Here is a 25,892-nt window from a genome sequence, read left to right as displayed (position 1 = left end):
TGAAAATATTATTATTTATATGGTTTCTATGAAAACATCCGAATTAGTTTTCATCCCATTTTCCAATGCCTTCATTAACAATTCTATTAAGTCTTCTCCTTCACTTGTTATAAAGTAATTTGATAAGTTTGTGATATCCCTACTAATATTATTACCCCAAGGTGGTCTTTTAGATAAATCTTCAATGTCCCATATAACTTGTGATGGACTATAATTCTGTAATTTTTTTTTAATTGCATTTAATTCAATTATTGCACGATCAATATTCTTATTCTCAAGTTTCCCTTTATAAAGTTCATTTAATAAAAAAGGATATTCACTGCCCCATCCATTTTTCTCTAAATGATAGCTTATTGTAGAGAAAAAAGAGTGCAAGAAATCGCCATGCCCAACTTGATACCAGTAATATTTCACCTTAAATCCCACAGCCATTCATTCCACCTCAATCAATTTGTTTTAAATCTTATATCTACTTTACCATTTGTTTTATTCATAATCTTTTCATACAATTCATCCAGTATTTCATCTGATACGTTTTGTCCCCTAATATCAATTATAACAGATTGTTTGGTACCATTAGGCAAATCACTTAATCTTTTTTCCACCTGTTTTGACACATTATTAGCCAATCTGCTCCGCCCACTTGAGGTAGTAATCTTATAATTTTTCACCTCGATACTATGACCAACTTGATACAAATCCGGTCTAGAACTACCTTTTTCTCCATAAGGTACTTCTTTACCATCTTTAAAAGACTTTTGAGCATTATACTCTGGGAAATCCTTCTCTACATCAATTTCAGATTGTCTCCAAGTTGGTCTATTTTTAATCCCCCCCGTACTCCCAGACGTTGCTTTCTTCACATCTCCAACCTTTTTTAAATCATGAAGTTTATCAACTATTTTTACACCTTTCCCATATGGAGTCATCATCCCAACTGCTAGGAGTTTTTCACCATAGGTAGCTTCTGGGTCAAAGAGTGTGAAAAGGTCACCAAAGAGAAAATCGAATCCAAACTTCGCCAAACCGATTAAAAAAGGATCGAGTTCTGGTCTTCTACCACCGACTGGCTGGCCAAAAATGTTATGCTCCATTTCATAATCATCGGTTTCAACTTGGAAATCCTCACCTATATTCCCTTTTATTGTAACATTTTTAATTCCTTCAAGGTATTTTTGTGTCGCTTGTATCTCTTCTTTTGTAAATCTATTATTGATAGATTGATTTTCGCTGCTTATTCCTTCAATGTCGTTATACACATTGTGCTCTAAATCTACACTTTTTCCAATACCATTATCAGATTTCCGTATTTTCTCTTCTATAAATTATTTGAATTTGCTTTGCCCATTCCATATTTAACTTTTCACTATGAAACGTCCCACTCACAGGACTAAATCCTTTCCCGCTTTGCACTTCAGCGAGTCCGGCTGTGATGCTAACGGCTAATTGGAGGGCGGTGCTGTAGTTGTTGCTGGATGAATGATTGAATTCATATAGACGCTCTAGTTTTTCTTCCAGTTTTTTTCTCATTGCACCTAATACCGTTACAATTGCACCTACTCCGGGCATTGGTGTAAGTACTTCTATTGCTTCTATACTTGTAATCGATTGATTGGCATGTCTCGTAGAGTAAACTGCTACGATAATCCAGTCGTTGAAAACTTCTTCATATCATGAAAGAGAATTGTGGAAGCACTTCATTATTTGAAGCTTTTGTTTTGGTATTTTTGAATATACAATTCACCGTACCAAATATTGTAATTCCGAAATAAAAAGCACTTGTTGCTTTTATTCAGCAATCAAGTGCTTTAAGTTCATCTGTTTATTAAGTAGGATTATTTGGGGAAATTTCCAATTAACTTTACAATATCTTTAAAACTTACGAATTCATTAGTTTCATGTTTATTCCATTTATTTATATTCTTAGCCCACTAATAGCTATCTCGCCTAGTTATTGTTCTTATATTCAAAAGAATTACCTCTCTTCTTTGCACAAATATAAGTATTGGCCAAACTTAGGGAATGCATCCCAATTTCTAGATACATCATCTTTTATCTCTCGCTCTTCTACTTCTCCAGTTTTAGAATCTTTTTGCTCCATAGCAATATGACCATTTTCTTGATACCCCAAAATCATACTTTTTAACTGTGTATCCCCGTCATATTCCCAATACATTATTGTCCTTAGGAATAGTCTATTATCTTCTTTAACAATAAAATCGTAGTGTAAATATTTACGAAGAAAATCATCCAAAAAACTTACCGATACCCATTTCTCAGTGACATTTACTAAATACTTTGGCTGCTCTCCATCACTAAGAACAGCAGTATAAGAATGACGATTTTCATGAAGTGTCTTGGCTGTATTCTCATCAATAATATTCCAAGGCTTCTTTTTTATATTAGACCACTTATCACAATAATAAATTCCCATTAATTATACACCTTCCCATTAATATCACGAATAATAATCCCTTTCTCATTCGCCTCTTCAATAATTTTTTGTGGAACTGGCTTTGTTTGTACAGGGATTTCCAAAATTAACTCTCCATCTAGTCGACCACCTTTTAAAGCATTAGGATTAAATTTACCTGAAGAAACTTCTGAACCGGAAGAATACTTTTTAGTAAACTCACTTAAATAACTTAATGCCGTCTTTTCTTTTACTTCAGCCAATTGGGTAAATTTCCTCGAGACAATTTCTTCACCCGGAATATAAGAATCTACAACATATTTCTTCCCATTGATTTCCTTTGCCTCTAACTCTACTTCATTATAAGGATATCGAGGACGATTTTCCTTATTAAATCTATTCCCTGCTTCCCATTGCTTTTTCACAAAGTCCGGTATTGATTTCTTTTTAGATAGTTTTTCACCAGTTTTACCCTTACCACCATCTTTAGACTTCGCAAACTTATAAAAAGCTTCTAATAATTCGCCTTGTGGTATTTTGGTTATAATAGTTCCACCAACATTAGAGAATGCATAGGAAGCCTCTTTCTTAAATGATTGTAACATTTCAAGCGTAGGCTTCAATTCTTTTGCTAGTTTTACTGCATTAGCAAATGTACTTACTCCACTTGATGCTTTTGCTCCTTTTGTGATATGGCCTACTTTATTTAGTGCCTTATCGCCTAATATTGTGGTAGCTATTTGTGTTAATCTCAGGAGTAATATAATATTTGTTTTAAAATGGTAGAAAAAGAAATCAACACTTATGAATTGTAGTTTCATTTAATAGATAACTATTATTCTGTAAGTTTTGTCGCTATATTTGAATATCAATTTACTATTATAAGTTTTGATTTACATGTGAAATTTTCAAAAAGTAAAACCTTTTAGTTTACTAAAAAACCTTGAAAGGCATTTAGCCAGTCAAGGTTTTTAACTTACTTTAAAAAATCTAATATTGAATTTACACTTTCTTCAAAACGACTTGGGTTTCTTTCTTTAATACTAGTTAATTGAGAAACAACATATTTCTGAATATCATTGTTTAATGTAGGGATGATTTTTTTATAAATATTCCTCGATGGTTCATGATTCAATATTCTTTTGTGAAGTATCTTTAACCATTCCTTAGCATGAGGAATCATCTTAGGAATAGAATTAGCTAACACTTTCAGCGAAACTTCAGAACTAACAATCTTGTCATACGACTCTATAGCATGAATTAAACCAAACATTACTTCATCATTTTCAGTTAAATCATCAAAGCCTTGACACAATACTTCTATATGGTTAACATCCTCCATTTCTAAAATATTCCCAATAGATTTTTCAAATTTTTCTACTTCATTCTCATCTCTTAATAAACGACTATTCTTTAATTCGGTAAGTTCGACTAAAATGTCCAACTTTCCCCACCTCCTATTGTCTGTCAAAAATATTTGGGTACTTTGTTTTATTTAATTTTATTACTTCCAATAGTCCTGAACGTATCTCAGGAGTGTAAAGTCCTTCTTTTATATAAATATTCCTTGCATCAATTATATCACGTGCTAAAGCGTCACGTGGTTCAAGGTTAAGATAGGCATCTAATTTCTTACCAGTCATTCCGTATGTTTCAGTTTGACGGTGCCTGCCCCCTTTCCCTGGATGAGGGTGCTCCATATTCATACTTACTCCATCATTTTTATGTACCTCTGCTTTTGTTTTCATATATTTTGCAGACGGCATATGGTGAGGAGTTATATTGTCTCCACGTGTTCCTGCATCAATTAATTCTTCATATGTTCCAACTTTCCCTTCACCTGGTAGTAAAGGATTATCTATCCCCTTAGCAACCCCCGCACTCCCAGACGTTGCTTTCTTCACATCTCCAACCTTTTTTAAATCATGAAGTTTATCAACTATTTTTACACCTTTCCCATATGGAGTCATCATCCCAACTGCTAGGAGTTTTTCACCATAGGTAGCTTCTGGGTCAAAGAGTGTGAAAAGGTCACCAAAGAGAAAATCGAATCCAAACTTCGCCAAACCGATTAAAAAAGGATCGAGTTCTGGTCTTCTACCACCGACTGGCTGGCCAAAAATGTTATGCTCCATTTCATAATCATCGGTTTCAACTTGGAAATCCTCACCTATATTCCCTTTTATTGTACCATTTTTAATTCCTTCAAGGTATTTTTGTGTCGCTTGTATCTCATCTTTTGTAAATCTATTATTGATAGATTGATTTTCGCTGCTTATTCCTTCAAAGTCGTTATACACATTGTGCTCTAAATCTACACTTTTTCCAATACCATTGTCAGATTTCCGTATTTTTTCTTCTATAATTATTTGAATTTGCTTTGCCCATTCCATATTTAACTTTTCACTATGAAACGTCCCACTCACAGGACTAAACCCTTTCCCGCTTTGCACTTCAGCGAGTCCGGCTGTGATGCTAGCGGCTAATTGGAGGGCGGTGCTGTAGTTGTTGCTGGATGAATGATTGAATTCATATAGACGCTCTAGTTTTTCTTCTAGTTTTTTTCTCATTGCAATTAAGACTGCAATAATTGCGTCTACTCCAGGCATTGGTGTAAGTACTTCTATTGCTTCTATACTTGCAATGGATTGATTGATTTCTTGTATTTGTTGTCTTATTTCATGTTCGATAACATCTGTTGAAGCAACTTTTGCTTGAAAATCGTTTGGAAATGCTTCGTTTTGGCGCATTAATTCTTCACATAAGCATATGATTCCTTGTGCTAATGGCCGAAATGTTTGGACAAGGTAGGCTTTTGCACTACTGTATGTTTGTCCTTGTAATACTGTGTCTATCGCAAAGGCATCAATAGATTGAATGGCTTGTTCCATACTTTGAATCGTAGCATTACATATAGCGTTCATACTTTGAGTTTGACTTTGTACTTCTCCCAAATACATGTTTAAACTCATGTATTGGCCTCCCTTTGTAGTTGCTGCTGTTCATAGGAAAGGTTGTTTTCTTTCTCACTGAGATGCCGTTTTTCTTTAAGCAACGTCTCTTTTTCGTTTTCTAATTCGAATGTAAGTTTTCTTTCATACTGCCCGATCTCTTGCCGCATATTCGTAAAAAAGTGAAATGCTTCTTTGTCACCATACCAAGTTTCTAGTATTCGGTTAAATAAACGATTATTTTTATTTTTCCATTCATGAAAACTAGCCTCAGCTCGTTCTTGATTTTGCAGCACCATTCGGTTTTCATTTTGTTCTTCAAATATAATTCGTAATTTTTGATTACATTGACTGATTTTCGTTTCAATTTCTTGACTCATCTTTTCTCCCTACCTTTTCCCCTTTACGTATGCTGTTACATTATTGAAAAGTCTTTTGAAGTCCGGTATCCATTTTCTCAAATTCATTTGCTACGGAATGGATATTATCAATCGTTTGTTGAAAAGCAGCGCAAAATTGTGTCGTGATCTGTAAATTTTGTTGATTTGCTTCTTGTGCTTTAGAGTTCACAGATAGTGTCGTACGCGTTGCCTTATTTATAGAGCGACTAGTAGCACTTTGCATTCGATCTGAAGCATTTCTCATTTTCGTTGCAAGTTGCGTTGCCCTATGCAAATTACTTTGAAATTCTCCCATCACTTACTCCCCTCTACCTTATATTTTCAAGAAAATTATAACACGGAAAAATATTCCAATAAACGAAATGTTCGAATTTAACATACAATTCACCACTATTACTGAACATAATTTCAACATAATTGTGTCAAAAGTAGCTTCTACTTATACAAAAAAGATGACCTCAGCTATACGCTAAAGTCATCTTTTCTACCTTATTATTTCACTAACTCTCCATTATAAGCTTTTATATCTAATGGAGCAGTTAAAAACTGTGCTGCTTTACTAACGAAAGATGTGAAGTGTTCACTCGTATTATGACCCGCAACTGCCTCTTCATCTTTCCATACTTCTACCATTGTATATACATTTTCTTTTTCTGTATCTTTATATAAGTCATAAGATACATTTCCACTTTCTTCTCTTGAATTATGAATGAGCGGACGAATTTCTTCTAAAAATGCTTGTTGTTTTGCTGGGTCTACTTGAAATATTGCGTGAATAATAATCATGGTGTTTCCCCTTTCATATTCCATATATTTCTATGACCTAATTAGATTACTTCCACTCAGCAACTTTTTCAATTGGAAGGCGTACTGATTGGTAACCACTGTCAGCAGCTTTTCCGATTGAAATTAACATTACTGGTACGTGACGTTCTTTATCTAATCCGAATGCTTCTGCGATTTGTTCTTTTTCAAATCCGCCAATTGGACAAGTGTCATAGCCGTGAGCACGAGCTGCTAGCATAAATTGCATCGCTACAAGACCACCGTCAATTAATACTGTATCTTTCATTACTTCTGGTGTAACCATAGAGAAGTAAGCTGAAAGTTTTTTCATTTGATCTTCTTTTACTTCTGCTGGCATAAGTCCACGCTCTACTGCTGTACCATAAATTTCTTCTGCGTTATCAAAGTTGTTTAAGTCACCAAATAAAGCGATCATTGCTGAAGATGTTTCTACTTGAGATTGATTGAATTTCGCAAGTGGCGCAAGTGTTGCTTTCGCTTCGTCACTTTCAATCACTACGAATCTCCATGGTTGCATGTTTACTGAAGATGGTGCAAGTGTTGCTTCTGTAAGAATTTCTGTCATTTCTTCTTTGCTAATTTTCACTGAAGGGTCGTACTTACGAATTGAACGACGTCCTGTTAAAATTTCGTTAAAATCATTTGTTTTTACTGAGTTAGTCATAGTTGTATTCTCCCTTTTTTATAATTCTTTTATATTTTCTTGAATGTGATTTAACATATTTAAAAGATTATCGCGTTCTTCCTCACTTAATCCTTTAAATGCAGATGCTGCAAAACGTTCTTTTTCCTCTTGAAATGCTTGAATTTTATTTCGTCCCTCTTCAGTAAGAGAAACTAACGTAATTCTGTTATCATCTGGATTTTTACGTCTTACAATCATTTCATTGGCCTCAAGCTGCTTTAAATGCCTTGTTATCGCAGCATTATCAATATTCACTTCTTGTTGAAGTGCTTTTTGACTAATTTCACCTACTTCATATAACTGAAGTATAAGCTCTAATCGAGACTGGCTCATACCCGTACACCCTTCAAATTTCGAACTTACTTCTTTATTTAGAAAGTGTAATTTATATAAAATAATCGCTTCTTTTGAGCATGAACTTGTCAAATTAACCCTCCTTTACAATCAAAATAAAAATGTTTGATGTATCAATAGTTGATATGTCAATTAATATAATCTATATCGATTTAGAATGCAAGCATTTTGTTTTTATTTTATTTTTTCCAAATTAAGGCGCTTTGTAGCGTTACAAATAATGTTAATTGCACTATAATAATACTAATTTAAAGAACTGGAGAGTGATTGATAATGCGGCAATATACAAATAGAAATGAGGAATTGAAAATGGAAAATGAAATGAGGATATTCACAAATGACAACAATAAATATAGGGATTGTCGCGCACGTAGACGCTGGCAAGACGAGTTTGACTGAGCGTATTCTTTATGAAACGAATGTGATTAAAGAAATTGGCCGAGTAGATAGTGGTAATACACAAACTGACTCAATGGAATTAGAAAGACAACGCGGAATTACGATTAAAGCATCTGTCGTTTCTTTCTTTATTGATGATGTAAAAGTAAATGTCATTGATACACCTGGACACGCTGATTTTATCGCTGAAGTGGAGCGATCATTCCGCGTTCTAGACGGTGCGATTTTAGTTATCTCTGCCGTTGAAGGTGTGCAAGCACAAACAAAAATTTTAATGCGAACATTACAGAAACTAAACATACCGACTATTTTATTCGTTAATAAAATTGATCGTAGTGGCGCAAACAGTGAAAAAGTTATGAAACAAATAAAAGAGGTTCTTTCAAATGAAGCATTCCCCTTCTACTCTGTTCTAAACGAAGGAACGAAAGAAGCCCGGATCATTGAATACAAATCATATGACGATTGTATGGAACTGTTAGCACCATTTAATGAATCATTACTTGAATCATATGTAAATAACGAAATAATACCGGACGCACTATTAAGAGAAAAACTAGAACAGCAAATACAGCAAGCGAATGTGTATCCAATCTTTTTCGGTTCAGCAATGGCTGGTATGGGCGTAACAGAACTTCTTGAAAAACTTCCGGCTCTCATTCCAGCTCTTACATCGGCACAAGAGGAACCATTATCCGGTGTTGTTTTTAAAATTGAACGTGAACCTTCTGGAGAAAAGGTTGCTTATATAAGAGTTTTTTCAGGTAGCTTACATGTTAGAAAATATGTTAATATACAGCGCAGTAAGTCTCTATTCCATAAAGAAAAGATAAAAAAAATGTGCCTATTTCATAATGGAGATACCGTTCAAACTTCTACCGTTCCTAGCGGTGAGTTTTGTAAAGTGTGGGGGCTGAATGATATTAAAATTGGTGATATTATCGGTGAACGTACGGATTATATAAAAGATATTCACTTTGCCGAACCACAAATGGAAGCTGCCATTGATGCGGTACCTAAAGAGCAAATTCATAATTTATACGCTGTTCTTATGGAACTATGTGAAGAAGATCCGCTCATTAAAGTTTGGAAAGACGATGTTCATAATGAACTATATATTCGCCTTTTCGGTGAGGTACAAAAAGAAGTAATTGAAACAACACTTTATGAGAAATATAATTTGCAGGTTACTTTTTCAAATACGCGAGTTGTATGTATCGAGAAACCAATTGGCGTAGGCAATTCTGTTGAAGTAATGGGTGAAAAAGAGAATCCATTTTACGCAACAATCGGATTCAAAGTTGAACGTGGTGAACTTAATTGCGGTATAACATATAAATTAGGTGTTGAGCTCGGCTCACTACCTTTAGCATTTCATAAAGCGATTGAAGATACGGTATTTCAAACGTTAAAACAAGGATTATATGGATGGGAAGTTACAGATATTATCGTCACGTTAACACATACTGGTTATGCTAGTCCTGTTACAACAGCGAGTGACTTTAGAAATTTGACACCGATCGTATTAATGGATGCTTTAAAGCAAGCTGAAACATATGTATATGAACCAGTAAATGAATTTGAATTAACTGTACCGGAGCACGCAATTAGTACTGCAATGTATAAGCTTGCTGCCGTTCCAGCAACTTTTGCAGAGCCTATATTCAATAACAATTCTTATCAGTTAACAGGATCATTACCTGTTGCGAAAACAGAGAGTTTCAAACGAATACTACATTCATTTACAGAAGGAGAAGGCATATTTACAACGAAGCCAGCTGGTTTCACAAAACTTATGGCTCCCTTCCCTACTCGAAAACGTGTTGATTATAATCCGCTGAATCGTAAGGATTATTTACTTCATGTTTTGAAGGCTTATTAAAGTAAAAGAGGTGTAATTCGCACCTCTTTTTGCATGTATTGATAAGTTATTTTTTCCTAACAACTTCTTTAAGCTTTTCTATTATATTTGCTATCGCTTCAATTGAATTCTTTGTTTCATATTCCCCAACATTTACAGAATGATTTGCGTTTTTAACAACATCAATCGTTAAATTTGTTTTATGTAACTGATCAATTTGATCTGCATTGTATTGGTGATCTTTATCCTCAATAACTAAAGACCCTACTTGTCGACTATGTAAGATAGAATCAAAAATTGTATCAAACGTCAGTAAAGGTGTAAATAGTATCATTTTTGACTGCGCGAATTCTTCTCTCCTCATTAAATCATTTGCAATCGGAATTGTTCCGAGTGACTTCCCTAAAAACATAGTCTCGTTGCATTGCTCATCTTTTAATACTTCATTTATTACAGGATTAATATCATCCATCATTACTTTCGTTACTTCTTCCATTGGTTTATTCATTAATTGTCCATCATAAGAATAATGAATATGTACAACATCTATTTTATGTTCAAGCATTAACATCGTTGCGTAATAAAATAACGGTTTATCATAATTGTATCCTGAACCTGAAAACATAAAGCAAACGGTACTAGAACCTTTTTCGATATGTGTGTAATAAATTACTTTGTCATTTATATGTACCTCTTTTTTAGTTCCCTTCACCATTTTCCCCTCCGAATACATTTACTTTTGTAATACGATATGTTCTGTGTGAACTGATACATCCTTTACTTTCTCTTTTATAAATGCAGGCTGTAAGTTATATGTATGCAGTTCTTCTACTGGCACCCATCTAAACAAATACGTTCTACCCTCTTCTTCCAAAATATATTGATCCGCTCCACTCGCAGGTAACTCATGTAGCTCTACTTCATAATAAAAACTAATTTCATGAAACTTTCGCTCAGAAAGTGTAAAGAAATTTTCTACTGACCATATTAACCTTTTCCTTTTAATAGGAACACCTATCTCTTCCGCAAGCTCTCGTTTTAATGCATCTTCACTATTCTCTAGCATTTTTACTCTACCGCCGGGTACATACCAAAAATCTTCACCGTCACCTTGCAGAATGAGTATTTTATTATCATGTTTACAAATTGCTCCAACGCGGTAATTAAAACATGTTTCCTCAACTTTAAACGTAAGATCCATCCGTAACGCCCCCTTATATAAATATCGAATTATTACAAAACAATTATGTAATTACTGTACAAATAAGGTTACTAAATTTATCCACTCCATTCAATTATTTTTGAATTTTCTGAACTATTATTTTTCATCATTACAAGTGTATATACATATGTTACAATCATATTGCACACTAGAAAACATTATGGGGGTACGGATGGAAACGTTATTAATCCAGCAAACTGAGAAATCAAATAAGTTTTGGAAAATCGTTGTGAAAGAAAAAGACTATGTTGTGTTTTACGGAAAAATTGGCACAGCTGGCAGTGTGAAAGCGAAAGAGTTTGAAACAGAAGAAGAATGTATGAAAGAAGCTAATAAACTAGTTGCTTCCAAACGTAAAAAAGGATATACAGACCCGTTGCCTGGGGAAGATTACATAAAAGAAAAAACGATAACCGAAGAAGAATTTTGGGAGCTACTTCATCGTGCAAAAACGAAAGGTGAGGACCAAGAAGAACAAATAGAATGGCTTACTTCTCACCTTGCTAAACGTACAGTACATGAAATTGTAGCTTTTGATACGCATATGCATCGCCTTTTGAAAGACTCCTATACCTCCCGTTTATGGGCAGCAGCCTATATTATTATGGGTGGCTGTTCAGATGATACTTTCGATTACTTCCGCGGATGGTTATTATATCAAGGAAAAGAGACATACGAAGCTTGTATTGAAGATCCAGAACGATTAATTCCTGTATTAGAAAATTTGAGTGAGTATGACGTCCCAGAAATAGAAGAACTTTCTTTATATTTCGGTTTCACTGTATATGCAGAAAAAACTGGTGACGAAGATGATACTTACTTTACACTTTACCATGTCTTAACAAATGAAGAGTTTGAGGAAGTTGATATCGAGTTAGATTGGGATGAAGACGATGAGGAAGGTTTAAAAAAGATGTTTCCTAAGCTATGGGAGATGTACGGAGAAGAACCGATTGAGTGGTAGATTAATTATTCATGAAAAAGTGCCTTGTTTCTTTAGTAACAAGGCACTTTTTTTGATACTATATTTAAATTATCATCTTTCCACTCTCCCACCACTCCATAAAAGTCTTTAAAGAAGGAGCAACCCACGTTCTACTATCATTTTCATGGTTCCATACATATATATCATCTCTTTGTACTTTTCCATTCAAAATGGAATAGCCAAACAAATCACCATTTCCCCCATCAGCAAAAAATAATAAACAGTCAAAAGGCATGTATAAATCCTTAAAATCAACTATATTTCTTATACTCATATTTTCAGTTTTAATTTTTGAAGCAGACCATATAAAGTCACCGTATTCACCTTCTATACCGTTTGTTTCCTGTAATAATTGATATAAATCATTCGGTAACTCCACATGTAAACATTTTTGTATATCAGTAAGTTCATCCTTCGTAGCTGGGTTTTTCAAGCTTAAATTTAATGAGATACTGTGAATGGTGTCTTTCCACATCACCTTTTCCTCCTTATGTGCAATCAAGCATATTCAAAGAACTCCGCTAAATTTATTGATACCATCTTTCTAACAATTCCTTCTCCCTCTCGCCTGAAATACCTGCTTTTAATTCCCATTCTTCCGTACTCTCCATCCACTCATACACATCTGTAACTGTCTCGTCTATTCTTCTAAAAGTAAGTCCTTCATTAACCGCACTTTCGATACAAATAGAAAACCCGCCTCTCCACGGCTTCGTCTCACCATCTAATGGGAAAGTTTCTGGAATCCACAAAGGCATTTCTGTCCAAGGCTGCACATTGTGTTCACTCATAAACGATTCGTCTATCCAAACAAATTCAGCATCGCTATTCGTAACTTTTTTACACGTATTTAATAGCTCTTCCATCGTCAATTCATCATTCGGACCTGTTATATTGAATGTACCTGCTTTATTATTTTCTGCCATGTTGAGTCCAAATCTCGCGACATCTTTTATATCAACTATCTGCACTGGACGATTTTTTCTTCCTGGAACTAACACGTTACCTCCTTTTGCTACACGCTGAATCCAGTATGGAAGTCGATCTGTATAATCGAACATTCCTGAAAGAAGTCCTGCTCTTACGTGTAAAACACGCCCCGGCCAATACTTCTCTGCTTCTTTTTCGCATAATACTTTCAGCGCACCATAATGCTCATAATGAGATATTTCACCATTCTCTACAGCCTTTATTTGCTCTTCCGTCGGTTCAGGTTGTAATATATAGTCTTCTTTTATGTCATGAGGAATCCAATCGTTATATACGGAAAGGCTTGAGATGAATATATAGTGTTCAATATTATCTTTAAGCACTTCTCCAACATTCCTAATATGATGTGGAGAAAATCCACACGTGTCTATGACAACATCCCACTTTCGATTTTTTAAACTTGATACATCACCATTTCTGTCACCGATCAGCTGCTCCACTTCAGGAAAAACTTCTTTGTTTGTTCCTCGGTTAAATAACGTAATTTCATGCCCTCTCTGTAAAGCCTCATCTGCAAATGCTCTTCCCAAAAATCGTGTACCGCCTAGAATTAGAATTTTCATGGTTCTCCCCCATTCGTGATTAATAACCCTTCCTAATGTTTAACGATTTTTTATTGCGGAAAGTTACGGGGAGCGTTTAAATTTTTCTACAAGTTCACCATTACTCTTTTAAAAGTATATACTCTTTGATTAATCTCCATCTATCCTTTGTTTCTGGCACAACTTCAGAAGCCATCACCACCACCAATTCCTTCTCTGGAATACAACAAATCATATTCCCACCATCACCCATTGCACAATACGAATAGACACCCTCTTCTTCTCGTAACCACCATAAGTAACCATATTGATTTGAATTCATCGCTATTGATTCTTTTATCCATGATTTTGATAGTATTTGTTTTCCATTATGAATACCTTCATTCAAATACATCTGTCCAAACTTAGCCATATCCCTAACCGTTAACGTTAGTCCCCAGCCGCCCGTCGAAATACCATTTGGATCGTGAACCCATCCTTTCACATCTTTTCCGAATAAGTCATCAAATCCAAATGCTTTCATATTATAGTTTGGAATTTCTCTCATGCCGAGTGGCTGAAATAAGTATTCATTCGCAAATTCACGCGCATTTTTTCCTATTGCGTTCGTTATGATCGCTGATAGTATATGAGCTCCTGCAGATGAATATTTAAAAGCTCCAATCTCTCCACCGTTCCCCATTCTATGAAGTGTATACTGTACCCAGTCTAGTTGTGTACATAATTCTTCTAACGGTTCCTGCCAGTCTACAAAAGGGTATGGAGCTGTCATTGTAAGTAGGTGTCGCACTGTTACTTCAGATGACTTTACTTTATATTCAGGGAAAAACTCTATTACTTTTTGATCAACACTTTTTATATAGCCCTTATCTATACATATTCCAATTAGCGCAGAGATTATCGTTTTTGTAACTGACGCTACATGAAATGTATCATTTTGTCCGTAATCGTTATAATATTTTTCAAAAATAACATTACCTTTCTGCATTACTAACATACCATTCATATTTTCATATTCTTCTTTTATAATCTGATCTAACTTTTCAGCAGTTTTCATTATTCTTTCCCCTTTAACCTGTAATTAAAAAGGTTCGATAGGTACATATATATCAACTATATGTTTATGCTTTGGATGCTGCTTTGGGTCATTTCTATATACTTCAAAAGGATACGAGTCTCTCGGTTTATATCCGCTATTTGGCAGCCACTCACCATATATAAAGTCCCACGCTCCCTTATATTCATCTTGGAATATTTCAAAATGTCCTACTGTATACTTGCCTGAAGGTATTATCATTATTCCAATATCACTCGTTTCTACTGCGGACGCATCCGGAATTGTTATACATAAACTTGTTCTTAAATGATAGTCCTCAGTAAATTCATGATGATCGTGGTAAATGGTTAATACTTTCGTATCCTCAAATACATGATAGTTTTTCTTCGCCGCGTAACGAAATAATTTTTCTATCATTTCTGGAAAAGCTATAGCTAACTCTTCATATGTACCTGTATGTCTTATGTATGCGACGTTTATATTATCCGCTGTTACAATTTCAACATTTCCTCGAACCTTCTTACATTCATTGTATTGAGGAATTCCCCTTACGTCTTTGCAATTCTTGCTATTATCGTTTCGATATTGAGACGGACTTACGCCGTAATAATTTTTAAATGTTCGGGAGAAAACTGCTGAATCTGTGAATCCGAAGTGATACGCAATATCTGTAATCGTCATATCTGCGCGATATGTAAGTAGATGTGTTGCCCTTTCTAGTTTCAAGCGATTCACATACCGAGATAATGGCTCATCAACTATTCCTTTAAAAATCCGATGAAAATGATACTTCGAAAATCCTGCTATATCAGCTAGCTCTTCAATGGATAGTGAACTGTCTATGTTTGATTCTATATAATCTTGAACCTTATGTATGCGTCTTACATACTCATTTCTACTCTGTTTATTCTCCATACTCTTTATCTCCTCACAACAAAAAGAACCATCCTAGAATACTTTTAGGACGGCTTTCTATTCGTAATAGATTCTTCCATATTCTATTGTTAAATCGATATAATTTCACTATATTTTTTAAATTGATGGTAATGTGGCAGTATCCCGATTTAATTGAAAGAAACAACTATTTTTTTATAGCCCTACGCAAATTAATAATATTATTGGGATTTAGCTCCCATTGTCTCATAAGTTCTTTTTGTCTTGTTTTTAAGTCTTCAAATGGTTCTTCCCCTATGTCGATTTTATTAAATTTCCTTCGAAAACTAAAGCATTTTTTATCTTTTTATATCCACCAAAACCTAAGTCGTCATTTAGTAACCAGACTACTCTCTGTATTTTTGCGAATAAAATACCACCTGTACACATTGGACACGGTTCCAACGTGCTATAAATAGTAAACTTCTCATTTTTTATTTTCGCATCAAACATTGCTTCCCCTGCATTGCGAATAGCGTCTATCTCTGCGTGAGCTGTTATGTCTTTTTGTGGATGCACTCTATTTCTTCCTCTTGCAATGACATTATTATTTCCATCAACAATAACCGCTCCTACTGGATATGTGTTTTCTTTTAATGCCTTTTCTGCTTCTTCCAATGCCATCTCCAAAAAATATCTATCTCTTTCAAAATGCATATAAATCCCCTTCTTTTGATGAAATTATTTTACAGAAATTGCTTTTGACATCCCACTCACTTCTATTAAATTAACAAAATAAAAAAGGATATCATTATGTCTGCAACAACAGGGCAAGCATGGTGTTTTGATATAAACTTAATTTAATAGAATTTGTGATACAATCCAATCGCCATTAAGCTAAGAAAAACAAATACCCTAAAACGAGAAATTTTGAGGTATCATAAAATTTTCAAATTTTTAATTCTTGTTTTGACGTTTCTTTTGTATGCTACCTATAACCCCAAATACAATCGCTACTGCTAAACATACGATTGAGAAAGTTTGTAATACGTTTGTCGAAAAATAGCCTACCCCTAACACTACTGCTAAAACAATTCCTGCTACTAACATTCTCCGTTGCTGCATATCCATGCAATCATTCCCCTTTTATCTACACATTTTTCAAAAATAAAACTCTACTCAAGCCATTCCCATCATAATTTGTATGTACCGATACACCCTCTACTTCATCATCCCCAGCCTCAATTCGAAAACCGATTTCTTGATGAAACTGTATCGACTTTTTATTAGTTGGTGACGTAATTGCTTTTACAACTTTACGATTATTTGCACGAGCGACATCAAAGAAATAAGAATACAATGTCGATGCGATTCCTCTTCTTCTATACTTCGGATTTACACCGATAAAATGAACGTATGCTTCATCTTTATATGTTTGTGAAAAAAATCCACATAAGAAACCTAACGTTTCTCCTTCTTCTTCAATGATAAAACTCGTTTCTTGAAAGTGAACGAAAAACAATTTTGGCAACATGGCAGCCATGTCTCTCCCGCCCCACCAATCATTTAAAACAGAATGAATCTTTACATAATCTTCCCCTTGGATGTTTCTTACTCGCATATGTTTCTCCCTCTCACTCACTTCATTTTTCCATAAATTTTAATGACTGTTTCTACTAAAAGGATAAATACCCATATCCCGCAAAATACGAGAACAGACTGGAATATCGATCCAATTATCATAACACCAACTGCACCTGTTATTGAAAAGGATATTCCACCAAACCCTGGATCCTGTATAAATGCTCCAGCAGAAATAGCGATTATAATAGATACTATTAAATAAATCACACTCATTATTTTTAATATTTTTATAGAAAGATACGAAGTTTGTTCTTGCTCCACTTGTGATAATTCGATTTCCCCGCTTTTAATTCCTTTTTGCAAACAGTCCTCACATAGAAATTCTTCCTTAATTTTTTTACCACCGTGCAATGTACCTGTAATTTCTTTACAGCGCGTACACTTTCGATTTATCATTTTGTTATCACTCCAATCTCGTAAGATTATACTTATACAATTTTGTTTTTACCTTATTATTCCTTTTATGTATTTTATAGAGAGGTGACGTGTTTTATGATATCTAAACTTACTTTTGGCTATAAAAAGCCTACTGAGCAATATGTATTACGACCTAGTTGTTATGCAATTATTTTCAACTCAACTTCTTCAAAGATTGCTGTTATCCAAAAAGGTGACCGTTACTTTTTACCTGGTGGCGGTATGGAAGGTAATGAAACAAAAGAAGAATGTTTGCACCGTGAACTACTAGAGGAATTAGGATGGGCGATTGAAATTGATCAATATATCGGTAATGCAGCTCGATATTTTTATGCAGAAAAGGAAGATACATATTATTTGAATGTTGGGTTCTTTTACATTGCAAATATGGTACAGAAACAAACTGCAAACTGTGAGGATGATCACGTGCTAAAGTGGATGTCTCTTTACTTGCTGTAGAACTTCTCCTTCACGATCATCAAAAATGGGCCGTTCAACACGCGCTTTTATTACGAAATAAAAAATGATCTCCTTCTATATGAAAGAGATCATTTTTACTGTTAACTTACTTTTTTCAAATTGAGAGCAGGCTTTTTCATTCCGCCTTTTTTTACAACATATAAACCGATGAAGATAATAAGCCCGCCAACTAGTTGCATCAAATTAATTTGCTCTCCAATGGTTACTGCCGCAAAGATCACTGCAAACAATGGCACAAGATACATATAAACCATTACTTTCGTTGAGCCTATTTTACTAATACCGACATACCACATTGCAAGTCCGAATATGGTCGCAAAGACGATTGAATATGCTAGTGATTCCCAGCTTGGTGTATCTACTGGCCACGTTAGTGTGTTTACGTTGAATAAACAGTATATAACGAGAGGTACAATTCCAATTAAAGTAGACCATGATGTGACTCTCATTGCGGAGTACTTTGTAATAAGAGGTTGTGCTAAAATTGGGTACCATCCCCACGCAATTGCTGCGACTAATCCAATTATATTTCCGAGCCACGCATACTCGTAAGTAGCTCCTCCTGTGTGTCCTGTTAATAAAACGAATGCTGCACCAATAAACGCTACGATTGAACCAATTTGTACTTTCATCGAAAAACGTTCTTGTTTGTGCAATACTGCTAATATCCCTGTAAAAATAGGGGACATCGCAATTAATAATGAGGCGTTCGTTGCTGAAGTATATTTCACGGATAGCATAAACATCGTTTGATACATTGTCGTACCAACGATGCCGACTGCTACTAATCGTAACCAATCTTTTCTTTCAATACGTAATGAGCGTTCCATCATAAAAGTAATAAGTAATAATACCGGTGATGCTACTAAAAATCGTAAACTATTAAATTGAATGGATGACATAAATGCCACGCCATACTTTCCTATTGTATAATTTGCTCCCCATACTAACGCAACTGATACTAGGAGCCATTCCATTTGCCATCGTTTCATCCGAATCTCCCCTTCCATATTTAGCATAGTAAAATTGGCTGGATATAACACCGTCCAATTGGCTGTTTTTTTACCCAGCCAATTTGCTATACTGGATTTATATAAGAGATACGGAGGCGTTTTTTATGGAATGGAAGCTAGATAATGACAGTAAAATCCCTATTTATCAGCAAGTTGTTGACTTTATTGAGAAACGTATTACATACGGAGAACTTCCTCCAGGAAGCTTCCTACCTTCCGAACGGAAATTAGCTACGCAGTTAAATGTAAACCGTAGTACAGTAACGACTGCTTATAATGAGTTACGTGCTATGGGAATTGTAGAAAGTACGACTGGTAAAGGTACACGTGTAAGTACACATATGTGGGGCGTTTCTCCAACATTAACGCCGAACTGGAGAAATTTCGTAGAAGGTGGTACGTTTTTACCAAACTTACCGTTACTTCGCCATATTCGGGCAGAAATACAACAAAATGAAAATATTATAGATTTTGCAAACGGAGAGCTCGGCTGTAATCTTTATCCTCACGATCAACTACAAACGATTTTACGAGAACAACCGTTAACGCATTCATTAAGTTATGATCATCCGCAAGGCTATCTCCCGCTAAGACAAGCGGTCGTAAAATATATGAAAGAATATTTAAAAGTTGAGGCGACTGAACAATCCATTATGATTACATCTGGTGCACAGCAAGCACTTCACCTTATCGTACAATGTTTATTAAATCCCGGTGATGCTGTTGCTTTCGAAAGTCCTTCACACTGTTATTCCCTGCCTCTATTCCAATCAGCAGGTATTCGTATTTTCCCATTACCTGTCGATGAACATGGGATTAATCCAGACGATGTACAGGAGTTATATAGAAAACACCGTATTAAAATGATCTTTTTAAATCCAAATTTCCAAAACCCTACGGGAACGATGCTTCATCCAAACCGTAGAAAAACACTGTTATCACTTTGCGCAGATTTACGAATTGCAATCGTTGAAGATGATCCATCCAGCTTGCTGACGCTAGAAAAGAAACAGCCTTGTCCTACTTTGAAATCAATAGATGAAAACGGAACAGTTATTTATGTACATTCTTTATCAAAAATGATTGCGCCAGGATTACGAGTCGGCTGGCTCGTTGCTCCGCAATCTGTAGTAGAAAGATTATCCGACGCACGGCACCAAATGGAATTAGGTATGAGCATATTCCCGCAGTGGCTTATGCAGCAGTTTTTCGAAACTGTACCATTTCAGTCGCATATCGTACCGTTACGAAAACAACTAGCAGAAAAAAGAGACGTTATTGTTCGTGCTCTAAACGAGCAACTTCATGATAAAATCTCTTTTTCAAACCCTACTGGTGGTATTTACATATGGGGAAAATTAAAAGAACCGATAAACGAAAAACAACTCATTATGCAAAGCTTAAAACAAGAAATTGCTTTTATGCCTGGTAGTATTTTCGGCGCGAAAGATGGTTATATTCGTTTATCTTATGGAAAAGTGGATATTGATCAAATTGAGGAAGGTATTTCTCGTTTGCGGGAGGCTATTTTGGTTTGTGGGAAATAAAATAACTTTTTAATACATTTAAAACTTCTTTATTCATTGACTCCAGATAATAAATAAGCAAAAAATAATGAAAAGAAGCTTAATTCCAAAATTAAATTATAAGAAAGCTCCTGATGATTGATACAGGGGCTTTCTTTTCGAAATTTTTCGTTTTTCTTTATCTTTCTTCCCTACTTCTAAGAATGATTCTTATAAATTGTAACTCATTATGATTAATTCACCTTTCCGTCCCATCCTTCTAACCCCATTATCACAAAAACCACATTTTTTATATAAAGATTGTGCAGCTACATTTTTAACGTTTACTGCTAAAATAATTTTATTTATACCTAAGAAGTTATTTCGGACAAAGTCAGGTAATATCTTTAAAGCTTGTTTTGCATATCCTTTCCCTTGATGGTGAAAATCTGTTGAAAATGCTCTTATTAAAATAGATTTTTCATTATTTGTATATGGTTTAACCCCGTCATTTTTATGTAAAATAAAAAACGTTACAAGCTCATTATCTTTCATAGCTAAAATTGAATGCCGATTTGAATCCTCACTCGATAGTTTTACAAGCTTTTTAGGTAAACCTGTATAACAAAGCTGCTCTTCTGACAATGTATATTGATTTATTATATTTCTGAAGTTTTCATTATAAAAATATAACTGCATATAAATATCGCTCTCCTCAATAAATGGTCATTTCTATTTCGTTATCTACAAGTTAAATAATAAAACTCATCCCCTATTTTCTGTAAAATATTCCTCTTTAATATTCTTAACTACACATTTATTATAAATAGAGAAAAGCAACTCTCCATTCTCACAATCTAGCTGTATACTTAATAAATATTATGGGATTTGAAGTTTTTATCTCCACATTCTCACCCTCAAATATATACATTTGTTTATTTTCGATATCAATAAACGCCATAAGTCCATTCTCATTATATGCTTCTGAATATTCACCATCTATTTTTATTCTTTCAAAAGAAGAAAAAGGAAAATGTACTACTTGATATTCGGAAAGCTTCATTATTCGCTTTTCTTCCAGTACGTGCACAATTTTCGGATCATCATCAGATAAATATTCTAGCCCAATTTTATTCGGCGCAACAAAAATTAATAAATGCAATGGTTCTGTTTCATTATTTTTATAGCCATGTATATGGTTCTTCCACCCAAACACTATCTCTCCTTTTGATGCACGAATCATTATTTTATTTGAAATATAATAATTCAAATGACCTGACAACACAACCGCACAATCTTCTCCAAATGGATGGCTATGAGGTGGTATGCCTTCATGCGATTGAAAAATCACTTCATACACCTAATACTTATCATCATTCGTTTTATGAATAAGATCATTTTTTGATATATTAATAGTTGTTTGTGATAAATCGAAACTCCTCATTCGGCCCTCCTGATTAATTTCAGACTTACTTATCTTTTGAAACCATTGCATAGAGCAGTAACATGAAATGATCCTCTAATTTAAAATACATTTTATTTATATATATTCTATTGCTATTTTATCCAAATAAACACTATTAAAAATCAATCCGCAGAATGAAATTCAAATAAAACTTCCTAATACTTTCGTATTAAGAAATTTTCAAATCACTACATATAACCACTTATTAAAATCTATAGTATATTCGTTATTTAGTTCGAAATATTCGTTCATTTTATACAAATACATATGTATTAAATTGTGGAAGATATTACTTGTTTGACAAAACCTAAATCTACCATTATTATCAACACGAACCTAGTTATAGGAGTGATAAAGATGAAAATTTACGTTGATGCAGATGCTTGCCCTGTAAAAGATGTAATTATTTTTGAGGCTACGAATGCAGAAATCCCTGTAACGCTCGTTACTAGCTTTTCTCATTATTCTAATGCTCAGCAACCTAAAGGTGTGGAAACAATTTATGTTGATTCCGGAGCAGATGCTGCCGATTACCGAATTATGCAATTAGCAAAAAAAGAAGATTTAATCGTAACGCAAGATTACGGTCTTGCTTCGCTTGCATTAGCAAAAGGCTGTATCGTTCTACACCATAAAGGCTATAAGTATACGAATGATAACATTGAACAATTGTTACAAACACGATATTTAAGTGCAATGGTTCGAAAAAGTGGTAAACGTACAAAGGGACCGAAACCATTTACAGCAGAAGATAAAGAGAAATTTAGAGTGCTCTTTAAAAGTATGATCGCTCTTTAAAAATGAATCGTCTATTTGCAAGGAAAACTTCGCAACACAAAGAAGAGAATATCGTAATGAACATTCTCTTCTTGAGGTTTACCCGTTTAAAATGAAGGTAAATTATCTAAGTTATTTTCCTTTATTCCATCAGGTTCACTACGTATAATATCTCTGCCATACTTATGAAATACGTCCACATGAGCTAACTTCCCTGATTTTGCTTCACTAAGAGCAGTCATATAATCTAACTCTCTCCCGCTACTTGTTTTAAAAGCAATCAAATCACCTTCATCATTTTTACGAACAGCAACAATTTGTTCTGCTCCTGAAGTAACTTCCTGAGCTATTTCAAATTGAGCTTGCTCTTCCCCTTGATGTAAATAATCATTATATACTTTTTCAAAGTCTTTTTTGTCCATTAAACTCACCTCCAAAACATTTTATTAGTATGGTTGGGAGGTGTTGGTTTTATGTACTTTTCTGTTAGAAAAACGAATTTTTAATACCTACGCAAACCCTTCAAAGTCTCCAATATATCATCTGTAAAGGCTGTACTACCCTCTGTCTCTAAAGCTCTGAAATATAAACTTCTTAAGAAAGCTCTAATATTTTGTACTAAAATATCATATTGAGGATGCGGGATGTCTTCAACAATTGCTATACTATGTAACCAATTGCTCCACTCTTCTTCAGTTAAAAGATTTTGGTTACGTAACGACATAATTGGTGCTACTAATCTCTCATCCTCAAAGTGAATGTATACGTAGTCATGTAAGCGTACCTTCTGACGAACAGCTGCAAGAATCGCATACGAAAATTCACGATTTTGGATTGTACGTGCTAACGCATCAAGCGCATCTGCTGCATGTGCCGTAGAGTGTGCCCAGCCTTTTCCTTCTACGTAACCTCTTACATCTTCTTCTAAATATACATATTCCAGCACTTGTTCTGCTACACTGTACAGTTGTTCTTCGGATAACAACGGTTCTCTTTCATGAACAGATAAAATAAGCGGTGGAATTAATACGGAGAATGCACGTTTAAATACAGAGTCTGTTCCCTTTTCACCAATTTTATAAAATAAATAATCAGGACTAATTGCTTGTAACATTAATCCTCTTAACTCTTTTTGTCTAAATACATCATTTGTAATCCATGTGTGAAGCGTACTATAAATTAAATCATCACGTAATTCAGCATCAGGTGATCCGATATAATCTAGCATCCACTGCGCATATGGATATGCATCTACGTCTTCTGGTACAGCATAATTATTATTTTTAATTTGTAGTAGTTCTTCTTTTAGTTCTAGTACTTCATTCATTCTATTCCCTGTCCCCTTTTTACGTTTTTTTATTGCCTTATCCCCCGTTTTTTACTTTCTAAAGTTAATTTAATTATAAGAGAATTATAACTATAAATAAAAGGCTATACATATAATTTTGATTATGTATTACTTTCGCTCTTGAAATATAACTTCTGGATTTGCTAAATCACTATTCCGAAATACAACATCCGCATAACTTTTTGGATTATGCTCATCTATATACATCTTACAGGCAGCATGATATCTGTTTAAAAACATCTTCTCTGCTTCTTCATAACTTCCAAAAGCTTCAGTTTCCCGCTTAGCACCACGTTTTCTCGCAATCTCAAAATTTGTATCTACAAAGATTTTGTAATCAAATAAATGCGCAACGTCTTTTTTCAATAGAAACGTTCCATCTACTATTAATATCATATTTTGTGTGGCCAATAGTGGCTCATTATGTACAGGCATATCCGTTATTAAGTTATGAGAAATCGTTTCATATTGTAAATTTCCGTTAAGTCCTAAAGGCATTAATAATCTTTCTTTGAAAGCTGTATAATCGTGTGCATCTTCATAATACCCTCTTGCAGATTCTTTTCCTTTTGTATAGCGAATCACTCTTGGATTATGAAAATCATCAATGCTGGCGCGTGTTACTGGTAATCCTCGTTTTTTTATTTTTTCCGCTAGTTCGTTTGCAAATGTTGTTTTTCCTGAGGCTGTAATACCGCTTACTCCAACTCTTATTGGATGGGTTAAGTTTAGCTTTACAATATGATCTGCAATTTCTTTGATTCGTTGTTTTCGGTTCATGATATCTCCCTTTATAATTAGTTTACATAATATAATTATAGATAATAATTCATGTCACTATTTGTCGGTAAATCGATATCCTTTCTCGAATCGCTGATATCTCGAAAAAATCATTGATATATTTTAAGTTATGATAGATATATTTGAAAAATCGTTGATATATTATTAGCTTACTTTCCCTTAAACCCCCGATATAAAGCAGTCCGTAATTCTTGTTTGTATTCTTCAATTTCTGGCATTTCGAGTTCTTCTGCTAGTCTGATAGCTAATTCAATATCATACGGTACTCGTACAAGTTGAATAGAAAAGCTCGCTGCTTCTTTTTCATTGTAAGTTCCTTCAAATATTAAATAGGAAGCTTGTGTTATTTCAAGTGGGTTTCCTACGCTACCGGCATTACATAACGTTTTCCCTCTGAAATTTTGAACGAATGCTTGGTGAACGTCACCGTAACAAACGACATCTGGTTTTCTTTCCCCTTCTATATTTTCCGTCAGATCACTATTTTCGAACATACTAATACGTTCTTCTCTTGAAGCGTGTGGTTGAATTCTTTCATATAAACTTCTCGGTGAAGCGTGAAACATACGAATGAATTTCCCACTCATATAAAACTCGATTGAAAATGGTAAGTTTCTTAAATAGTCATTTTGTTCTTCCGATAATTGTTTTTGATGCCATTTCAATGCTTCAAATTCAGTCGGCTTTGTAATAAAATCATCCCAGTTTCCCATTACGACTACTTCACATTCTTTACGAATGATTTCAATTGCTTCACTGGAATGAGGTCCTTTTCCTACTAAATCTCCAAGGCAAATAATGCGCTCGATTCCTCTTAATTTAATATCATTCAACACGGATTCTAATGCTTGAATATTACCGTGAATATCTGAAATTACTGCTATTTTATCCATATAAATTAC

The 25,892-nt window shown here is 34.4% G+C and carries 28 protein-coding genes and 5 pseudogenes; 5 read left to right on the top strand and 28 right to left on the bottom strand.

Annotated elements, in window-relative coordinates; all coding sequences use genetic code 11:
* Window positions 1-15 precede the first annotated feature (15 nt).
* The 11 genes and pseudogenes from ACTFRY_RS09295 to ACTFRY_RS09245 all read right to left on the bottom strand — a co-directional run bounded on the left by ACTFRY_RS09295 (window position 16) and on the right by ACTFRY_RS09245 (window position 7,683).
* Window positions 16-432, bottom strand: a complete 417-nt coding sequence (locus ACTFRY_RS09295; protein ID WP_098616686.1) for an immunity 70 family protein — start codon at window positions 430-432, stop codon at window positions 16-18.
* Between the two features lie 14 nt (window positions 433-446).
* A pseudogene (locus ACTFRY_RS09290) lies at window positions 447-1,623 on the bottom strand (hypothetical protein); the annotation flags it as partial.
* A 352-nt stretch (window positions 1,624-1,975) separates the two neighbouring features.
* The gene (locus ACTFRY_RS09285) at window positions 1,976-2,434 is read right to left on the bottom strand and encodes a hypothetical protein (protein ID WP_086413316.1); all 459 of its coding nucleotides are present in this window, start codon (window positions 2,432-2,434) and stop codon (window positions 1,976-1,978) included.
* Window positions 2,434-3,162: pseudogene (locus tag ACTFRY_RS09280) on the bottom strand (cytoplasmic protein); the annotation flags it as partial. The pseudogene ACTFRY_RS09280 and the gene ACTFRY_RS09285, both read right to left, overlap by 1 nt.
* 227 nt (window positions 3,163-3,389) lie before the next feature.
* Window positions 3,390-3,857 (bottom strand): Imm30 family immunity protein, encoded by a 468-nt coding sequence (locus tag ACTFRY_RS09275; RefSeq protein ID WP_000353837.1) that lies wholly within the window; start codon window positions 3,855-3,857, stop codon window positions 3,390-3,392.
* Window positions 3,858-3,870: 13 nt separating this feature from the next.
* Window positions 3,871-5,385, bottom strand: coding sequence for a T7SS effector LXG polymorphic toxin (locus ACTFRY_RS09270; protein ID WP_332278299.1), 1,515 nt, complete (start codon window positions 5,383-5,385; stop codon window positions 3,871-3,873).
* Complete coding sequence (locus tag ACTFRY_RS09265) at window positions 5,382-5,744, bottom strand: DUF3958 family protein (protein ID WP_098616774.1); 363 nt, start codon at window positions 5,742-5,744, stop codon at window positions 5,382-5,384. Before ACTFRY_RS09265 ends, ACTFRY_RS09270 begins: the two co-directional genes overlap by 4 nt.
* Before the next feature lie 40 nt (window positions 5,745-5,784).
* Complete coding sequence (locus ACTFRY_RS09260; RefSeq protein WP_060487227.1) at window positions 5,785-6,060, bottom strand: TIGR04197 family type VII secretion effector; 276 nt, start codon at window positions 6,058-6,060, stop codon at window positions 5,785-5,787.
* A 197-nt stretch (window positions 6,061-6,257) separates the two neighbouring features.
* Window positions 6,258-6,551: a putative quinol monooxygenase gene (locus tag ACTFRY_RS09255; RefSeq protein ID WP_098616775.1), complete on the bottom strand. Its 294-nt coding sequence runs from the start codon at window positions 6,549-6,551 to the stop codon at window positions 6,258-6,260.
* Between the two features lie 46 nt (window positions 6,552-6,597).
* Window positions 6,598-7,236: a nitroreductase family protein gene (locus ACTFRY_RS09250; protein ID WP_098616776.1), complete on the bottom strand. Its 639-nt coding sequence runs from the start codon at window positions 7,234-7,236 to the stop codon at window positions 6,598-6,600.
* A gap of 18 nt (window positions 7,237-7,254) precedes the next feature.
* On the bottom strand, window positions 7,255-7,683 hold the full coding sequence (locus tag ACTFRY_RS09245) for a MarR family winged helix-turn-helix transcriptional regulator (RefSeq protein WP_000204172.1): 429 nt from the start codon (window positions 7,681-7,683) through the stop codon (window positions 7,255-7,257).
* Between the two features lie 265 nt (window positions 7,684-7,948).
* On the opposite strand from ACTFRY_RS09245, the gene ACTFRY_RS09240 reads away from it, so the two are divergent.
* Entirely contained in the window at window positions 7,949-9,892 is a 1,944-nt protein-coding gene (locus ACTFRY_RS09240; RefSeq protein ID WP_098616777.1) for an elongation factor G, read from the top strand.
* Between the two features lie 46 nt (window positions 9,893-9,938).
* On the opposite strand, the gene ACTFRY_RS09235 is transcribed toward ACTFRY_RS09240, so the two are convergent.
* Both ACTFRY_RS09235 and ACTFRY_RS09230 read right to left on the bottom strand, forming a co-directional pair.
* A complete protein-coding gene (locus tag ACTFRY_RS09235; RefSeq protein WP_136986209.1) occupies window positions 9,939-10,604 on the bottom strand; it encodes an alpha/beta hydrolase in 666 nt (221 codons plus the stop codon).
* Window positions 10,605-11,072 (bottom strand): NUDIX hydrolase, encoded by a 468-nt coding sequence (locus tag ACTFRY_RS09230; protein ID WP_000366230.1) that lies wholly within the window; start codon window positions 11,070-11,072, stop codon window positions 10,605-10,607. It abuts the gene before it with no gap.
* A gap of 193 nt (window positions 11,073-11,265) precedes the next feature.
* Here ACTFRY_RS09230 and ACTFRY_RS09225 point away from each other — a divergent pair, with 193 nt between their 5' ends.
* Window positions 11,266-12,057 carry a DUF4240 domain-containing protein gene (locus tag ACTFRY_RS09225; protein WP_098616778.1) on the top strand — a complete coding sequence of 264 codons (792 nt, stop codon included), beginning with the start codon at window positions 11,266-11,268 and terminating at the stop codon, window positions 12,055-12,057.
* 64 nt (window positions 12,058-12,121) lie between these two features.
* On the opposite strand, the gene ACTFRY_RS09220 is transcribed toward ACTFRY_RS09225, so the two are convergent.
* From ACTFRY_RS09220 to ACTFRY_RS09185, 8 genes and pseudogenes are all read right to left on the bottom strand, one after another.
* A complete protein-coding gene (locus ACTFRY_RS09220) occupies window positions 12,122-12,553 on the bottom strand; it encodes an SMI1/KNR4 family protein (protein WP_136986208.1) in 432 nt (143 codons plus the stop codon).
* Between the two features lie 52 nt (window positions 12,554-12,605).
* Window positions 12,606-13,631: an SDR family oxidoreductase gene (locus ACTFRY_RS09215; RefSeq protein WP_098616780.1), complete on the bottom strand. Its 1,026-nt coding sequence runs from the start codon at window positions 13,629-13,631 to the stop codon at window positions 12,606-12,608.
* A 100-nt stretch (window positions 13,632-13,731) separates the two neighbouring features.
* Window positions 13,732-14,667 (bottom strand): serine hydrolase domain-containing protein, encoded by a 936-nt coding sequence (locus tag ACTFRY_RS09210; RefSeq protein WP_098616781.1) that lies wholly within the window; start codon window positions 14,665-14,667, stop codon window positions 13,732-13,734.
* 24 nt (window positions 14,668-14,691) lie between these two features.
* Window positions 14,692-15,582: an AraC family transcriptional regulator gene (locus ACTFRY_RS09205; RefSeq protein WP_098616782.1), complete on the bottom strand. Its 891-nt coding sequence runs from the start codon at window positions 15,580-15,582 to the stop codon at window positions 14,692-14,694.
* A 166-nt stretch (window positions 15,583-15,748) separates the two neighbouring features.
* Window positions 15,749-16,257: pseudogene (locus ACTFRY_RS09200) on the bottom strand (nucleoside deaminase).
* Window positions 16,258-16,497: 240 nt separating this feature from the next.
* Complete coding sequence (locus tag ACTFRY_RS09195; protein ID WP_000367555.1) at window positions 16,498-16,671, bottom strand: hypothetical protein; 174 nt, start codon at window positions 16,669-16,671, stop codon at window positions 16,498-16,500.
* 19 nt (window positions 16,672-16,690) lie between these two features.
* Window positions 16,691-17,161: a GNAT family N-acetyltransferase gene (locus ACTFRY_RS09190; protein ID WP_001266058.1), complete on the bottom strand. Its 471-nt coding sequence runs from the start codon at window positions 17,159-17,161 to the stop codon at window positions 16,691-16,693.
* Between the two features lie 17 nt (window positions 17,162-17,178).
* Window positions 17,179-17,580: a DUF3980 domain-containing protein gene (locus ACTFRY_RS09185; RefSeq protein ID WP_098616783.1), complete on the bottom strand. Its 402-nt coding sequence runs from the start codon at window positions 17,578-17,580 to the stop codon at window positions 17,179-17,181.
* A 96-nt stretch (window positions 17,581-17,676) separates the two neighbouring features.
* Here ACTFRY_RS09185 and ACTFRY_RS09180 point away from each other — a divergent pair.
* Window positions 17,677-18,128: pseudogene (locus ACTFRY_RS09180) on the top strand (NUDIX hydrolase).
* Between the two features lie 33 nt (window positions 18,129-18,161).
* Here ACTFRY_RS09180 and ACTFRY_RS09175 read toward each other — a convergent pair.
* On the bottom strand, window positions 18,162-19,073 hold the full coding sequence (locus ACTFRY_RS09175) for a DMT family transporter (RefSeq protein WP_000832958.1): 912 nt from the start codon (window positions 19,071-19,073) through the stop codon (window positions 18,162-18,164).
* A 125-nt stretch (window positions 19,074-19,198) separates the two neighbouring features.
* On the opposite strand from ACTFRY_RS09175, the gene pdxR reads away from it, so the two are divergent.
* Window positions 19,199-20,641 (top strand): MocR-like pyridoxine biosynthesis transcription factor PdxR, encoded by a 1,443-nt coding sequence (gene pdxR / locus ACTFRY_RS09170; RefSeq protein WP_000454889.1) that lies wholly within the window; start codon window positions 19,199-19,201, stop codon window positions 20,639-20,641.
* Window positions 20,642-20,830: 189 nt separating this feature from the next.
* On the opposite strand, the gene ACTFRY_RS09165 is transcribed toward pdxR, so the two are convergent.
* Complete coding sequence (locus ACTFRY_RS09165; protein WP_001177780.1) at window positions 20,831-21,298, bottom strand: GNAT family N-acetyltransferase; 468 nt, start codon at window positions 21,296-21,298, stop codon at window positions 20,831-20,833.
* Between the two features lie 151 nt (window positions 21,299-21,449).
* Window positions 21,450-22,043 (bottom strand): annotated as a pseudogene (locus tag ACTFRY_RS09160) (cupin domain-containing protein).
* A 378-nt stretch (window positions 22,044-22,421) separates the two neighbouring features.
* Between ACTFRY_RS09160 and ACTFRY_RS09155 the strand changes: the two are divergent.
* Window positions 22,422-22,862, top strand: a complete 441-nt coding sequence (locus tag ACTFRY_RS09155; RefSeq protein WP_030026255.1) for a YaiI/YqxD family protein — start codon at window positions 22,422-22,424, stop codon at window positions 22,860-22,862.
* Between the two features lie 86 nt (window positions 22,863-22,948).
* Here the strand turns inward: ACTFRY_RS09155 and ACTFRY_RS09150 are convergent, their stop codons facing one another.
* The 4 genes from ACTFRY_RS09150 to ACTFRY_RS09135 form a co-directional block, all read right to left on the bottom strand.
* Window positions 22,949-23,263: a DUF3892 domain-containing protein gene (locus ACTFRY_RS09150; RefSeq protein ID WP_000358163.1), complete on the bottom strand. Its 315-nt coding sequence runs from the start codon at window positions 23,261-23,263 to the stop codon at window positions 22,949-22,951.
* Between the two features lie 80 nt (window positions 23,264-23,343).
* A complete protein-coding gene (locus tag ACTFRY_RS09145; protein ID WP_001006672.1) occupies window positions 23,344-24,168 on the bottom strand; it encodes a DUF2785 domain-containing protein in 825 nt (274 codons plus the stop codon).
* Window positions 24,169-24,297: 129 nt separating this feature from the next.
* Window positions 24,298-24,969 carry a uridine kinase gene (locus ACTFRY_RS09140; protein ID WP_098616784.1) on the bottom strand — a complete coding sequence of 224 codons (672 nt, stop codon included), beginning with the start codon at window positions 24,967-24,969 and terminating at the stop codon, window positions 24,298-24,300.
* A 170-nt stretch (window positions 24,970-25,139) separates the two neighbouring features.
* On the bottom strand, window positions 25,140-25,883 hold the full coding sequence (locus ACTFRY_RS09135; RefSeq protein WP_000357653.1) for a metallophosphoesterase family protein: 744 nt from the start codon (window positions 25,881-25,883) through the stop codon (window positions 25,140-25,142).
* Window positions 25,884-25,892 lie beyond the last annotated feature (9 nt).

Origin of the sequence: Bacillus cereus group sp. MYBK195-1, assembly GCF_051916605.1 — a bacterium.
GTDB classification, from domain to species: Bacteria; Bacillota; Bacilli; order Bacillales; family Bacillaceae_G; genus Bacillus_A; species Bacillus_A cereus.
This window is presented reverse-complemented; position numbering and strand designations above follow the sequence as displayed.